This is a genomic window from Nocardia sp. NPDC056611, from assembly GCF_042792755.1.
Classification (GTDB): domain Bacteria; phylum Actinomycetota; class Actinomycetes; order Mycobacteriales; family Mycobacteriaceae; genus Nocardia.
Genome location: NZ_JBHTVV010000002.1, coordinates 758,600 through 771,875, shown reverse-complemented (window position 1 = coordinate 771,875; position 13,276 = coordinate 758,600). Strand labels below are relative to the sequence as shown.

Below are 13,276 nucleotides of genomic sequence, written 5' to 3'. Positions count from 1 at the left end.
CTTCCGTCGTCGCGGGGTCGCGCGGCGGTTCCTCCTCGGAGCCGCCGCGCTTCCAGATCCGGACGACGGGCATGACTAGGCGGTGAGTTCGCGCAGGGTGAGCGCGGCGTCCAGCGCGGCCGCGGCCGCCTGCTCGCCCTTGTTCTCCGCCGAACCCGGCAGGCCCGCGCGGTCGAGCGCCTGCTCCTCGGTGTTCACGGTGAGCACGCCATTGGCGACCGGGGTGCCCTCGTCCAGCGACACCCGGGTCAGGCCCGCGGTCACCGAATCGCACACGTACTCGAAATGCGGTGTGCCGCCGCGGATCACGACGCCGAGCGCGACCACCGCGTCATGGCTGCGGGCCAGCGCCTGCGCCACCACGGGCAGCTCCATGGCGCCGGCGACCCGGACCACGGTGATGTCGGCGACGCCCGCCTCGCGGGCGGTCTTCTCCGCGTTCGCGACCAGCGCGTCGCAGATGGTGGTGTGCCAGCGCGAGGCCACGATCCCCAGCTTGAGGTCCTTGGCATCGGCGAGCTCGAAAGCCGGTACGCCGGTACCGCTCATCGTTGTTCCGCCCTCTCGGTTGTCAGTTCGCGGTCTCGCCCAGGTCCAGGTCTTCCAGGCCGACCAGGTCGTGGCCCATCCGATCCCGCTTGGTGCGCAGGTACCGCAGATTGTGCTTGTTGGCGCGCACCGGCATGGCCACGCGCTCACTGATGCTCAGACCGTAGCCCTCGATCCCGGCGCGCTTGTCCGGGTTGTTGGTGAGCAGCCGCATGGAGGTGATGCCCAGGTCGACCAGGATCTGCGCGCCGATGCCGTAGTCACGGGCGTCGGCGGGCAGGCCCAGGTTCAGGTTGGCGTCCACGGTGTCGTCGCCGCTGTCCTGTAGCTGGTACGCCTGTAGCTTGTGCAGCAGACCGATGCCGCGGCCCTCGTGGCCGCGCATGTAGAGCAGCACGCCGCGGCCCTGCTTCGCGATCAGCTCCATGGCGGCGTCGAGCTGCGGGCCGCAATCGCAGCGCAGGGAGCCGAAGGCGTCGCCGGTGAGGCATTCGGAATGCACGCGCACCAGTACGTCGCGGCCGTCGCCGATCTCGCCCATCACCAGCGCGACATGCTCGGCGTCGTCGTATTCGCTCTCGTAGCCGATGGCCAGGAAGTCGCCGAACTCGGTGGGCAGCTTGGCCTCGGCGACCTGCTTGACGTGCTTCTCGTTGCGGCGGCGCCAGGAGATCATGTCGGCGATGGAGATGAGCGCCAGATCGTGTTCGTCGGCGAAGACGCGCAGCTCGTCGGTACGCGCCATATCACCTTCGTTCTTCTGGCTCACGATCTCGCAGATGACTCCGGCGGGGCTGAGTCCGGCCATCCGGGCCAGATCCACGGCGGCTTCGGTGTGGCCGGGACGGCGCAGCACACCACCGTCCTTGGCGCGCAACGGAACCACATGCCCCGGACGAGTCAGATCATCGGATTTGGCGGTGGGGTCGGCCAGCACACGCATGGTGGTAGCGCGGTCGGCGGCCGAGATCCCGGTGCTGATGCCTTCCCGGGCATCGACGGCGACGGTATAGGCGGTGCCGTGCCGGTCCTGGTTGACCGCGTACATCGGCGGCAGGCCCAGGCGATCGCAGTCCGCCCCGGTGAGCGGCACACAGATGTAACCGGAGGTGTAGCGGATCATGAAGGCCACCAGCTCGGGGGTCGCCTTCTCCGCCGCGAAGATGAGGTCGCCCTCGTTCTCCCGGCCCTCGTCGTCGACGACGACAACCGCCTTACCGGCGGCGATGTCGGCGACTGCGCGCTCTACGGTGTCGAACCTGGTCACGTCTGTTGTGCTCCATCTCGAATTAGGTGCCTCATTACAGTAAGGCAGTGCCCGAATTGCGCCGCCTCCGGCGTCGCGGGTCCGGTCAGCCGCGCTGTACGAGCCGCTCGACGTACTTGGCGATGATGTCGACTTCGAGATTCACGACGGTGCCGACCGGGGCGGTGCCCAGGGTGGTGAGCTCGCGGGTGGTGGGGATGAGCGAGACCTCGAACCAGTCCTTGCCGCCGTCGGCGAAGGCGTCCTCGGCGACGCCGATGCCGGAGACGGTCAGCGAGATGCCGTCGACGGTGATCGAGCCCTTCTCCACGACGTAGCGGGCAATGCTGTCGGGCAACGAGATTCGCACGACCTCCCAGTTCTCGTGCGGGGTGCGCGAGACGATGGTGCCGGTGCCGTCCACGTGACCCTGCACGATGTGCCCGCCCAGGCGGCTGTTCACCGCGGCGGCGCGCTCCAGGTTCACGCGGGAACCCGCGGCCAGGGCGCCGATGCTGGAACGGTCCAGGGTCTCGGCCATCACATCGACGGTGAACGTGTCGCCGACGACCTCGCGGTCCACCACGGTGAGGCAGACGCCGTTGACGGCGATCGAATCACCGTGTCCCGCATCGGAGGTCACCAGGGGGCCGCGGATGGTCAGCCGCGCCGAATCGTCCAGCCGCTCGGTGGCGACGATCTCGCCCAGCTCCTCGACGATGCCTGTGAACATGCGTACCTCTCCCTGATCGCGACTGCGTACTCGCTCGAGCCAACAGCGCGCCCCACACGCGGTATTCCCGCACGGACGGCCGTCCCCCTCAGCCTAACGACGCGCAGTCGTAGGCGACATGCGGCCTCGTTCACTGGAGCGTTGGATACCGGTGGATGGACGAAATCGGGCATAAGCCAACTTGCGATCAGTAAATTGCCCGAATTGCTCGGAATCACCTATTGCAGGATCGGAATCGAGTGGATTTATCCATGGCCTGACCGGGCCCAACGCCGGGAGTTACCCAATCCACGACTCGCTTACACCTGAATCTTGCGCGGCAGCGAAAATGGTCGCAAGATTGTTATGCAGCTGATTCCAACAGTTCAACTCTCCGCGAGCAGTTCAGAGCAGAACGGTCAACGCGTCCACGGCCGGCCGGGCCGGGTGACGATCTACGCCAGCAAACGAACCGAAGGAAGTTGGACCCCGCGCGGGTCGGATCCAGGTGGCACACAACACAATCGGCACAGTCAGGGGTGCGGCGTGACAACGCTTCTCGATTCGACACTCGAAGTTCGCTGCGTGCAGTACCGTCGCGAATTTCACCTGCCGGCATCGATCGATCCGACATCACGGCACATCCTGCTGGAGATAGGCAGTCGTTACGGGGCCGTCACCATGCCCGCCGACCTCGGCGAACGCGTCCGCCAGCGGCTCACCCAAGCCGATCTGGCCGGGCCGGTGGTGCACCACCCCCGCGCCCGGCGCTGGACCTTCATCACCGGTCCCGCCCGGCCCGAGACGCTCAGCACCGCGGTGACCGCGGCCCTGTTCCGGCTCTACGCCACCATCGCCTGCCCGGGCGCCCAGGTCGTGCTCCCCTCCGCCGAGGACGAGCGCACCGGCTACCGCACCTGGATCCGGTCGCCGGAGACCACCGACACGGTGCCGCCGCTGGAATCGGTGATCGAAGCGCTCCTCGAGCACTGAGCGCCGATCCCGGCGGCGTCCGCGAGCTACTGGGCCGACGCCGCCTCGACGGCGATCACCTTCTGCCGCAAGGCTTCCACCGTCGCGGCCGGATCCGGAGTGCCGTACACCGCGGAACCCGCCACGAAGCAGTCGATTCCGGCCTCGGCGGCCTGCTCGATGGTGTCCATGTTGATGCCGCCGTCGATCTCCACCACCAGGCGCAGCTCACCGGCGTCCACCAGGCGGCGCACCTGACGGGCCTTGTCCAGCACGTGCGGGATGAAAGACTGTCCGCCGAAACCGGGTTCGACGCTCATCACCAGCAGGGTGTCGAAATCACGCAGGATCTCGAGGTAGGGCTCGATCGGGGTGTTCGGCTTCACCGAGAGCCCGGCCTTGGCGCCCGCCGCGCGAATGTCACGAGCGACCGCGATCGGGTTGTCGGTGGCCTCGGCGTGGAAGGTGACGTTGTAGGCGCCCGCCTCCGCGTACCACGGGGCCCAGCGCTCCGGGTCCTCGATCATCAGATGGCAGTCCATCGGAATGTCGGTGACCTTCAGCAGGCTCTGCACGATCGGCGGGCCCATCGTCAGGTTGGGCACGAAATGGTTGTCCATCACATCGACGTGCACCCAGTCCGCGCCCTCGATCGCCCGCAGCTCGGCGGCGAGGTTCGCGAAGTCGGCGGACAGAATGGACGGGGCGATCATCGGGGCCGGACGCTGGAACGGGGAGGAAGAGGTGCACACACGCGGCAGTCTATCGGCACCACCGAGTGCGTCCCGCGTCACGGGAATGGCTGATTGCCGCGCACCGGAATGGGTAGCCTCTACAGGGTGATCAACATTTCGGCGGAACAAGGGTTGCGCGGCACACCGGTCGAAATCGGTGTCGCCGCCTCCGTATCCCAGTTGCCCATCGTGCGCGGACTCGCCGAAACCCTGGTGCTGCTCAGCGATTTCACCCTCGACGAGGTGGCCGACATCCGGCTCGCCGTCGACGAGGCCGCCTCCACCCTGATCGCCATCGCCGCCCCGGGGTCCACGCTGCAGTGTCTGTTCACCGTCGGCGAGTCCGACCTGATCGTGCGGGTCCGCGGCACCGCCGCCGCCGAAGGGCTACCCGACCAGCGCAGCTTCGGCTGGCACGTGCTGCGGACCCTCTGCGACGAGGTCACCGCCACCCAGGAACCCTTCGATCCGGCGATCTCCGGATACCCGACGGCGGTGGAGTTCCGGCGGGTCCGGGGGAAGGCGTAGTGACCGGAGAAGACGTGTTCCCCACCCCCGACGACGCGGCCCGGCCCGAGGATCCGACCGCCGACACCGAAGCCCCCGACAACCCCGAACCCGAGGAACCGGCCGAGGACAGCGCCGAGGAGACCGTCGACGCCGAGGAGGCGGAGGAGGTCGCGCGCACCGTCTCCGGCTACGACGACGTCGCGCTGCTGTTCGAGGAACTCGCCGCCGCCGCACCAGGATCCGCGGGGCGCGCCGCCCTGCGCTCACAGCTGATCAACCGGTGCATCCCGCTGGCCGACCACATCGCCCGCAAATTCAGCGGCCGCGGTGAGCCTTTCGACGACCTCACCCAGGTCGCGCGGGTCGGCCTGGTGCACGCGGTGGACCGGTTCGACATCTCCCGCGGCTCCAACTTCCTGTCCTTCGCGGTGCCCACCATCATGGGCGAGGTGCGCCGCTACTTCCGCGACAACACCTGGGCCATGCGGGTGCCGCGGCGCGTCAAGGAAACCCACCTGCGCATCGGCTCCGCCATCGACGCGCTCTCCCAGCAGTTGGGCCGCTCCCCCACCGCCAAGGAGATCGCCGCCGCCCTCGACATCGACGCCGACGAGGTCACCCAGGCGGTCATCGCCGGAAACGCGTACCAGCCCAGCAGCATCGACGCCGTCTCCGTCGGCCGCGACACCGAGGCGTCACTGCTCGACACCCTCGGCGAGGAAGAATCCCAATTCGACCGTGTCGAGGAGTACGTCGCCATCCGCCCGCTGCTGGCCGGTCTGCCGGAACGCGAACGCCGCATCCTGACCATGCGATTCTTCGAATCCATGACCCAGACGCAGATCGCCCAGCAGATGGGCATCTCCCAGATGCACGTCTCCCGCATCCTGTCCAAGACCCTGGCCCGCCTGCGGGAGCAATCCGCCCGCGAGTGACCCCGCCACTCCAGGCGGGCGACCTCGACTCACCGGTCACCCTGGGTTGGAACGGCGCACAGCGACTGGTGGATCTGCGATGTCACCCGAATCCCAGTGGCCGAGCAGCCCTTGCGAGCCGGACATGCATGCTCCACCGGCGGGGACATCCCGCGTGCGAGAGGCCCGGCCAACCGAGGTGGAAGCAACCCGCCTGGGCGAACGCTCCGTCATTCGGATGGTGGTGCTCGCGGCGGGTCATAGCCGGCCAGGTGGACCGGCCACTGGGACCGCCGAGGCCGGGCCGAATTCGACGGCGAGGTCGATGCGGGAGGCGGTCCGCACGGGATTGCCGGTGGCGCGGTGGGTGCCGAGGTAGCTGCCGCGACCGGTTGAGACGGCGCCCCGGACCCCGACGGGACATGCGAAAGCCCCTGCGGCGGTGAGTGGTCATCACGCCGCAGGGGCTTTCGGTGTTCGAGCGGCTACGCGTCCAGCGGCTTGCGCAGGGCCGCGAGGAACATGGCGTCGGTGCCGTGGCGGTGCGGCCACAGCTGGGCGCCGGGGCCGTCGCCGAGTTTCGGGACGCCGGGGAGCAGCTCGCGGGTGTCGAGCTGTTCGGCGCCGGTGCGGCGGACCATGTCCGACACCACCGAGACCGTCTCCTGTAGGTGGGGAGAACAGGTCGAGTAGACCACCACGCCGCCCGGGCGGACCAGATCCCATGCGGCGGTGAGCAGTTCACGCTGCAAGGTGACCAGGTCACGGACGTCGGAGGGCTGTCGGCGCCAGCGAGCCTCCGGGCGGCGACGCAGTGCGCCCAGGCCGGTGCACGGGGCGTCGACGAGGATGCGGTCGAAGCCCGGGGTCAGGCCCGAGTCGCGGCCGTCGGCGACGTGCACGTCGACCGGCATGCCACGAGTGGCCTTTCGGACCAGGTCAGCACGGTGCTCGGCCGGTTCGACGGCATCGACGCGGAAGCCGTCGATCTCGGCGATCGAGGCCAGAAAAGCGGTCTTACCGCCCGGGCCCGCGCACAGATCCAGCCAGCGACCGCCGTCCTCACCCTCGAGCGGCGCGCGGGTGACCGCCAGCGCCACCAGCTGACTGCCCTCGTCCTGCACCGCGGCCATGCCCTCGCGGACCGGTTCCAGCTTCGCCGGATCACCGCCGTCGAGGTACACCGCGTACGGCGACCAGCGACCTTCCTCGCCGCCGGTGATCAGCGCCAGTTCCTCGGCGGTCATATCGCCGGGCCGCGCCACCAGGTGCACCAGCGGCCGGGCGTCGTCCGCTTCGAGCACGTCGCGCAGCTCGCCCGCCCGCGCGCCGAGCGCGTCCGCGAACGCCTGCGCGATCCACACCGGATGCGCGAATTCGAACGCCAAGTGCCCCAATGGATCCGACGGCGCGAGCCGCTCCACCCACTCCTCCGGAGTGCGCTCGGCCACCCGCCGCAGCACCGCGTTCACGAACCCGGCCCGACCCTGCCCGTACTCGGCCCGCACCAGCGCCACCGACGTATCGACGGCCGCATGCGCCCCGATCCGGGTCCGCAGCAACTGATAGGTCCCCAGCCGCAACGCATCCAGCAACGGCCCGTCGATCTCGGCGACGTCGCGCCCCGCGCAATCGGCGATCACCGCGTCCAGCAACCCCACCGACCGCGAGGCCCCATAGGCCAACTCGGTCGCCAGCGCCGCGTCCCGCCCACTGATCTTCCGCTCCCGCAACAACCCCGGCAGCACCAGATTCGCGTAGGCATCCCGCTCCCGCACCGCCCGCAGCACATCCCGCGCCACGATCCGGACCGGATCGGCCCCCGCCTTCTCCGCCCGCCGCGCCGCCGCGGCACCCGGATCACTCGCGCGCGCCTCGGCACCGGCTTGCTTGGAGCCCCGATCCTTCTTCCCCGCGGCCCGTTCGCGATCGGACGGCTTATGGTGCCCGCCACCGCGATTGCCGCCGGAGGAACGGCCACCCGAGGCAGAGTCGGCCCGGTCACGCCCGCCGCCACGCCGATCGCCGCCGCCCGGCCGATCCGAACCCGAATCACGCCCGCTCGCAGCGAATCCACCGGGTCCGTCATCGCTCCGACGCCCGCCGCCGGATCGCTCCGAACCGCCGGAGCGGTCGTACCCGCCCGAGCGGCCACGGCCACCGCCGCTGTCACCGAAGGACCGGGCGGCAGCCTCGCGCCCACGCGGTCCCTCGCCCCGGCCCGAACCACGTTCTCCGCCGGAGTATCCGCCACGACCGGCGTCGTCACGGCGGCCGCCGCCCGCCCGGTCCCAGCCGCCGTTCCGGTCACCACGACCCGAGCTGTCACGACTGTCGTCGCCGAAAGAACGCCCGCTCGAAGCAGAGTCACGCCCGCGACCCGCGCCCAGACCGGAGCCCTCGCGGCCACGCGGGCCGCCGGAAGATCGCTTCGACCCCGAATCGCGTTCTTCCCCCTCGAATCCGCGACGGTCGTCGGCATTGCCGCGTCCGCCACCCGACCGGTCCCAACCACCACGACCCGCGCTGTCGCGACTGTCGTCGCCGAAGGAGCGTCCGCGCGGGCCTCCGCCCGGACGATTCGAGCCCGCATCGCGTTCTCCCCCCTCGAATCCGCGACGGTCGTCGTCGCCGCGGCGTGCACCGCTCGAACGGTCCCAGCCGCGGTCATCCCCGGCCGAGCGACCACGACCACCGGATCCGGCACGACGGTCGTCGCCGAAGGGACGACCGCTCGACGCCGAGTCACGGCCACCGCCCGGCCCGTAGCCGTCGCGGCCGCGCAGGCCGCCGGTCGAGCGGTTGGAGCCGGAATCGCGGTCTCCCGCCGGGCGATCGCCGCGGCCGTAGCCCGCGCGGCGGTCACCGCTGTCGGAGCCGCGGGTCGGGTTCGAGTCGTCGGCCGACCCGGCCGAGGAGCGGCGGAAGGGGCGGCGGGGAGGGTTGTTGTCGGGGTTGGTCATTCGGTCACCGTGCCCGGTTCCAGGCGGGCGCCACGGGCCCAGTCGAGGGCGGGCATCATGCGTTTGCCCTGGGGCTGGACCTGGGTGAGGCGGACCGCCGTGGTGGCGGTGCCGATGAAGACGCCGGACTTGCGCACATCGATGGTGCGGGGCGGGAGGGTTTCCTCCACGAGTTCGACGGGGCCGAGTTTGAGGCGTTTGCCGTCGATCTCGGTGAACGCGCCGGGCGCGGGGGTGACCGCGCGGATGAGGCGGGAGATGGCGAGGGCGGGCTGGTCCCAGCGGATGCGCCCCGCTTCCGGTTCCACCTTGGGGGCGTAGGAGATGCCGTCCAGGGGCTGCGGAACCGCTTGCACGGCACCGTCTTCCACGGCGTCGAGGGTGGATTCCAGCAGCACCGCGCCGCTGTCGGCCAGACGCTCGAGCAGGGTGCCCGCGGTGTCGGCGGGCGCGACCTTCTCGGTCATGGTGCCGAAGACGGGCCCGGTGTCGAGGCCCTTCTCGATCAGGAAGGTGGACGCGCCGGTGTACTCATCACCCGCCAGCAGCGCCGACTGCACCGGCGCCGCGCCGCGCCAGGCGGGCAGCAGCGAGAAGTGCAGGTTGATCCAGCCGAAACGGGGAATCGCGAGCACCGTTTCGGGCAGCAGCGCGCCGTAGGCCACCACCGGGCAGCAGTCCGGCGCGAGTTCGGTGAGCTGGGCGATGAATTCGGGCTCGGACGGCTTGCGCGGCGTGAACACCGGAATCCCGTGCTCGTCGGCCAGCTGCCCGATGGGCGAGCGGGTGATCTTGCGGCCGCGTCCGGCCACCGCGTCGGGCCGGGTCACCACCCCGACCACCTCGTGTCGCTCGGATTCGATGAGTCGCCGCAGCGACGGCACCGCCGGTTCGGGGGTTCCCGCGAAGACCAGACGCATATCAGCGGCTCCGTTCCCGGCCACCGGCCGAGGCGCGGCGACCGCCGCCGATCTCGGACGCGGGCAGCACCGTGATTCCCTGTGTGAACCAAGACGATTCGCGAATCGTGCGCATGGCCTCCTTGCGGAAGGCCGACTCCAGCCGCTGCAGGAACAGCACGCCGTCGAGGTGATCGGTCTCGTGCTGCACGCAGCGCGCCAGCAGCCCTTCGGCCCGGAACTCCACCGGCTTGCCGTCCAGGTCGACGCCGCGCGCCAGCACGGTCATCGGCCGGGTCACGTCGAAACGCACGCCCGGGATCGACAGGCAGCCCTCGGGCCCGGTCTGGGTCTCCTCGCCCTCGACCTCGAAGACCGGGTTGATCAGATGCCCCTGGGCGTCGCCGGTGTCGTAGACGAATACCCGCAACCCGACCCCGATCTGCGGGGCGGCCATGCCGACGCCCCCGCTCTCGTACATGGTGTCGATGAGGTCGGTGACCAGCTGGCGCACCTCCCGGTCGAACGTCTCGACCTCCGCCGCGCGGGCGCGCAGGATCGGATCGCCGAACAGGCGGACAGGCTGGATGGTCACGGGCAGCTCCCGATAGCGAACGAATACGGTCGTCTCATTTTACGGACGCCCGTGACCACCCCGATCAGGAATGCGCCGCCAACACGACATCGCTGATCCCGGTGCCGAACGGCACCGGCACGCAGGCCGGTGTCACGGCGTGTCCGGGATCGAGCAGATTGACCGCCAGCTGCTGCGCGAACGGGTCGTAGACCAGGTGGAAATGCCCGGTCAGGTCGGCCTCGCACAGATCCTGCAGCACGATATTGGTCGCGCCCGGACCGCGCAGGGCGATATTGGTGTTGGGCTGGATCATCTCATCCACCCGGCTGCCGATGGTCGTGTATTTCACACCCGGCACCGTGTCGCCGCCGGCGTTGAGGTCGGTGATGAACGGCGATCCCGCGGCCTGCTGGACGGCGGCGAGCGAGGAGCCGAACTCGACGAGCTTGTAGATGCCCGGCACCGCGTCGGCGATCGGCACCAGCCCGTACATGATCCCGCCGTAACTGGGCGAGGCCATCCCGATCCACTGCCCGACCTTCGGCGCGCCGCCGAGTTTGTTGATCCAGTAGCGAGTCACGCTCGCGCCCTGGGAGAAACCGACCAGATCCACCTGCCTGGCCCCCGTGGCGGCGAGCACCTGGTCGACGAAGACGCCGATCTGCGCGGAGCTGGCCCACACATCCTCGGTGCCGAAGGTGTCCTTGCCGGATTTGCCGCCGTAGTTCAGGGCGAAGACGCAGATCCCGGCCTTGGCGAGCAGCGGGCTCAGGCCCGACCAGTCGGAGTAGGCCGAGGAATCGGTGCCGTGGGCCAGGATCACCGGCCGCGGATGTTCGGCGGTCGGTGTGCAGCCGAAGTCGTTGGCGCCCTGGGGCGCGGTGTCCGGATGCTCTTTCAGATACTTGGCCGCCGCCAGATGGCCGGTCTGCGGCGGCCCCTGCTGAGCAGGCACCCGCAGGACCGGTGCGGCGGCCGGCTCGGCCCACGCGTAGGTCCCCGACGGGGTGGCGGCCGTACCGATCACGGCGGCCGCCAATGCCACTACCCCCACCGGTGCGACGCGGCGCAGGAATGCACCACGCGTCCGGTTCCTCTTTTGTCCCATGTCACAAGATCGCATGGGGCGCTGTTGTCCCATGTCACGATCTTGACCGGTTTCGAGCCGAAAGTCCCGGTGGTTTCCGGTGATTCGGACCCGTCACTTTTCGGGTGTGTCGTCCTCGGCGAGGATCCGGTACAGCGATCGGCGGGCCTCGGTGAGCACCTCGGCCGCCTTGGCCGCCTGATCCTTGGTGCCGACGGCGGCCACCTGGGCCACCGCGCCCATCAGCTGACCGACCAGTCCGCGCAGGTCGAGAGCCTGATCGCCGACGCCGTCCTTGACGTCCTGCCAGGGGTCGCCCAGATCGGTGCGGTTGGTCTCGACGTACTCGAGTCCGGCCTCGGTGAGCTTGGCCGTCTTTCGACCCGACACCTTCTCGATGAGCACCAGGCCCTCGTCCTCGAGCTGAGCCAGCGCGGGGTAGATGGAGCCGGGGCTGGGACGCCAGACATCCTCGCTGCGTTCGCGAATCTGCTGGATCAGCTCGTAACCGTGCATGGGCCGCTCCTGCAGCAGCAGCAGGATGGCGGCGCGGACATCGCCGCGCCGGCCGCGTCCGCCGCGACCGCGGCCGCGACCGAAGTGCGGACCGGGACCGAAGCCGGGTCCGAAGTCCGGGCCGAATCCACGGCCGTGGCCGTGACGGTGCGGGCCGAATTCACCGCGCGGGCCGCGAGGCCCACCTCGACGCATCCGCGGATGTTCGGGGCCCTGCTGCTCGTCGCCGCGTCGCCGCCAGGGGCCGCGGCCCCGTTCGATGTTGTCCATGTGTTCCATGGTCGTGCCTCCCTCAAGGCTCGTCGTTGCATTTGCTGCTATCGACGATATATCGACAATCTATCCGGAGCAAGGGTGAACCGGAACACGAACCGACTGGTTTGGTGGCCATGGAGAAAGGAGGTCGTGCGCGCGGACCGCATCCCACAGCCCGGTCGCGCGATCGTCCGTCGGCAGCGGCTCGACCAGGGCGAACGCGCAGCCCAGCGCCTTGGCGCCGCCGTCGGCCTCCAGGCTGTCACCGACCATGAGGGCCCGACCGGCAGCCACACCGAGGGCATCGAGGGCCGCCTCGAAGATGCGCGCATCCGGCTTCACGGCACCGATTTCGTACGACAACGCGAATTCATCGATATATCGGAGCCAGCCGCGGGCGGCGAAGGCCGGGCGGATATCGAAGGCGATATTGCTGACCACACCCACGCGCAGACCGCGCTCATGGAGCGCTCGCAGCACCTCACCGGTGTCCGGATACGGCGACCATTCCCCGGGGTCGCGCATGAGTTCGTAGAGCCGGATCGCCTGCGGCTCGGGGACACCGGACTGCTCGAGCACCTCGAGGTAGGCCCGGCGATGCAGCACGGGATCGAGATCCCGGCCCTCCCAGGCGTATTGGCCATCGGCGTCGAACTCGACGAACTGCCCGACGGGAGCGGTCATCCGGCGCATGATCTCGGCGATCTCGTGGGTGTCGAGCAGGCGGCCGCCGGCATCGGTGAGGCGCGCGCCATGGAAGGCCGCGTCGTCGAATCGGAAGAGTGTGCCGGAGAAGTCGAACAGCACCGCGTCGATCGCCATGCCGCCACCCTACACAGCAAATACAGAGCTAACCGTCAAGCTCACCCTACTCCTCAACTTGTCTGAGGAGTTTGCTAGGCTCGAAACATGACGGACCCGGTGCTGAACGTGAACGACGTGACGGTGGTGCGGAGCGGAAACCCCATCCTGCAAGGGGTTTCGCTCACCGTGCGCGCCGGTGAGCACTGGGCGCTGCTGGGCCCCAATGGCGCGGGCAAGACCACGCTGCTGCGCATGCTCGGCGCGTTCGAACATCCGACCGGGGGAACTGTGGAAGTGCTCGGGCGGCGATTGGGCCGCGTCGACATGCGCGCGCTGCGGGCGGAGATCGGCCATGTCGACCCGCGCCACGTCCCCAGCGGGGACCTCACGGTCCGCGAAGTCGTCCTCACCGGCGCGACCAACACCGTGGCCCTGATCCCCCGCCGGGGGGGGGCCCCCCCCCCCCACCGCCAGGCGGGCCCCCCGCACGAACACAACGGGCGGGGCCCCACCCCCCCCCCCCCCCAGCCCAAAAACA

Annotated in this window: 14 protein-coding genes; 4 read left to right on the top strand and 10 right to left on the bottom strand. The window is 69.6% G+C overall.

Annotated elements, in window-relative coordinates; translation table 11 throughout:
- Positions 1–75: 75 nt before the first annotated feature.
- The 3 genes from ribH to ACFRAQ_RS12190 form a co-directional block, all read right to left on the bottom strand.
- On the bottom strand, positions 76–549 hold the full coding sequence (ribH, locus tag ACFRAQ_RS12200; protein WP_357083247.1) for a 6,7-dimethyl-8-ribityllumazine synthase: 474 nt from the start codon (positions 547–549) through the stop codon (positions 76–78).
- A gap of 22 nt (positions 550–571) precedes the next feature.
- Positions 572–1,816 carry a bifunctional 3,4-dihydroxy-2-butanone-4-phosphate synthase/GTP cyclohydrolase II gene (locus ACFRAQ_RS12195; protein ID WP_357286194.1) on the bottom strand — a complete coding sequence of 415 codons (1,245 nt, stop codon included), beginning with the start codon at positions 1,814–1,816 and terminating at the stop codon, positions 572–574.
- Positions 1,817–1,901: 85 nt separating this feature from the next.
- Complete coding sequence (locus ACFRAQ_RS12190; RefSeq protein WP_379097898.1) at positions 1,902–2,528, bottom strand: riboflavin synthase; 627 nt, start codon at positions 2,526–2,528, stop codon at positions 1,902–1,904.
- A 525-nt stretch (positions 2,529–3,053) separates the two neighbouring features.
- Here ACFRAQ_RS12190 and ACFRAQ_RS12185 point away from each other — a divergent pair.
- Positions 3,054–3,500, top strand: coding sequence for a hypothetical protein (locus ACFRAQ_RS12185; RefSeq protein WP_379097895.1), 447 nt, complete (start codon positions 3,054–3,056; stop codon positions 3,498–3,500).
- Positions 3,501–3,526: 26 nt separating this feature from the next.
- On the opposite strand, the gene rpe is transcribed toward ACFRAQ_RS12185, so the two are convergent.
- A complete protein-coding gene (rpe, locus tag ACFRAQ_RS12180; RefSeq protein WP_379100233.1) occupies positions 3,527–4,192 on the bottom strand; it encodes a ribulose-phosphate 3-epimerase in 666 nt (221 codons plus the stop codon).
- Positions 4,193–4,318: 126 nt separating this feature from the next.
- On the opposite strand from rpe, the gene ACFRAQ_RS12175 reads away from it, so the two are divergent.
- Positions 4,319–4,741 carry an anti-sigma factor gene (locus ACFRAQ_RS12175; RefSeq protein WP_379097892.1) on the top strand — a complete coding sequence of 141 codons (423 nt, stop codon included), beginning with the start codon at positions 4,319–4,321 and terminating at the stop codon, positions 4,739–4,741.
- Entirely contained in the window at positions 4,741–5,658 is a 918-nt protein-coding gene (locus ACFRAQ_RS12170) for an RNA polymerase sigma factor SigF (RefSeq protein WP_379097889.1), read from the top strand. The genes ACFRAQ_RS12175 and ACFRAQ_RS12170 overlap by 1 nt, the downstream gene beginning before the upstream one ends.
- A gap of 464 nt (positions 5,659–6,122) precedes the next feature.
- Here ACFRAQ_RS12170 and ACFRAQ_RS12165 read toward each other — a convergent pair whose 3' ends face one another.
- From ACFRAQ_RS12165 to ACFRAQ_RS12140, 6 genes are all read right to left on the bottom strand, one after another.
- The gene (locus ACFRAQ_RS12165; protein ID WP_379100231.1) at positions 6,123–7,439 is read right to left on the bottom strand and encodes an RsmB/NOP family class I SAM-dependent RNA methyltransferase; all 1,317 of its coding nucleotides are present in this window, start codon (positions 7,437–7,439) and stop codon (positions 6,123–6,125) included.
- Between the two features lie 1,157 nt (positions 7,440–8,596).
- Positions 8,597–9,520, bottom strand: coding sequence for a methionyl-tRNA formyltransferase (fmt, locus tag ACFRAQ_RS12160; RefSeq protein ID WP_379097884.1), 924 nt, complete (start codon positions 9,518–9,520; stop codon positions 8,597–8,599).
- A 1-nt stretch (position 9,521) separates the two neighbouring features.
- Positions 9,522–10,094 (bottom strand): peptide deformylase, encoded by a 573-nt coding sequence (def, locus tag ACFRAQ_RS12155; protein WP_379097881.1) that lies wholly within the window; start codon positions 10,092–10,094, stop codon positions 9,522–9,524.
- A gap of 64 nt (positions 10,095–10,158) precedes the next feature.
- Positions 10,159–11,184, bottom strand: coding sequence for an esterase/lipase family protein (locus ACFRAQ_RS12150; RefSeq protein WP_379097879.1), 1,026 nt, complete (start codon positions 11,182–11,184; stop codon positions 10,159–10,161).
- Positions 11,185–11,277: 93 nt separating this feature from the next.
- Entirely contained in the window at positions 11,278–11,874 is a 597-nt protein-coding gene (locus tag ACFRAQ_RS12145; RefSeq protein ID WP_379100229.1) for a PadR family transcriptional regulator, read from the bottom strand.
- Positions 11,875–12,018: 144 nt separating this feature from the next.
- Complete coding sequence (locus ACFRAQ_RS12140; protein ID WP_379097876.1) at positions 12,019–12,756, bottom strand: HAD family hydrolase; 738 nt, start codon at positions 12,754–12,756, stop codon at positions 12,019–12,021.
- 87 nt (positions 12,757–12,843) lie between these two features.
- On the opposite strand from ACFRAQ_RS12140, the gene ACFRAQ_RS12135 reads away from it, so the two are divergent.
- Positions 12,844–13,276 (top strand): ATP-binding cassette domain-containing protein (locus tag ACFRAQ_RS12135; RefSeq protein WP_379097873.1); only part of this gene is annotated, 433 nt, incomplete at its 3' end.

Excerpts from the sequence above, each read along its gene's own strand:
- ribH (WP_357083247.1), bottom strand. The coding sequence starts at position 549 with ATGAGCGGTACCGGCGTACCGGCTTTCGAGCTCGCCGATGCCAAGGAC.
- ACFRAQ_RS12190 (WP_379097898.1), bottom strand. The coding sequence starts at position 2,528 with ATGTTCACAGGCATCGTCGAGGAGCTGGGCGAGATCGTCGCCACCGAG.
- rpe (WP_379100233.1), bottom strand. The coding sequence starts at position 4,192 with ATGATCGCCCCGTCCATTCTGTCCGCCGACTTCGCGAACCTCGCCGCC.
- fmt (WP_379097884.1), bottom strand. The coding sequence starts at position 9,520 with ATGCGTCTGGTCTTCGCGGGAACCCCCGAACCGGCGGTGCCGTCGCTG.
- ACFRAQ_RS12150 (WP_379097879.1), bottom strand. The coding sequence starts at position 11,184 with ATGGGACAAAAGAGGAACCGGACGCGTGGTGCATTCCTGCGCCGCGTC.
- ACFRAQ_RS12145 (WP_379100229.1), bottom strand. The coding sequence starts at position 11,874 with ATGCGTCGAGGTGGGCCTCGCGGCCCGCGCGGTGAATTCGGCCCGCAC.
- ACFRAQ_RS12140 (WP_379097876.1), bottom strand. The coding sequence starts at position 12,756 with ATGGCGATCGACGCGGTGCTGTTCGACTTCTCCGGCACACTCTTCCGA.